Origin of the sequence: Shewanella sp. T24-MNA-CIBAN-0130 (assembly GCF_040310185.1) — a bacterium.
In the GTDB taxonomy this organism is placed as follows: Bacteria; Pseudomonadota; Gammaproteobacteria; order Enterobacterales; family Shewanellaceae; genus Shewanella; species Shewanella psychromarinicola.
Genome location: NZ_JBEOPP010000446.1, coordinates 1 through 251, shown reverse-complemented (window position 1 = coordinate 251; position 251 = coordinate 1). Strand labels below are relative to the sequence as shown.

At 41.8% G+C, this 251-nt stretch carries 1 protein-coding gene; it reads right to left on the bottom strand.

The features are described 5' to 3' along the window. Positions 1-251: chalcone isomerase family protein (locus AAEZ02_RS23070; protein WP_351125495.1), on the bottom strand; the 251-nt coding region annotated here is incomplete at both ends.

Genomic DNA, 251 nt, shown 5'->3' with positions numbered 1-251 from the left:
CTTTTTGGGTGACAAAAGTAAATTGATCACCGTCGACAATTTCATCTGCAAACAATTGGGTAAAATGTTCAATATCTTTGGCAATTGAGTGTGTGTCATTGTCGGTAGCAGCTTCAAAACCGTCAGTAATGGCATCACGCATTTTGTTTGAAGTGATCATCCCAGAAGTAATCGTTAGCTGGATCACCGCTATCGGCTGAGTAAGCACATCTTCTAGAGTGTGCACTTTTGTCGGCAGATATAAACTGCCC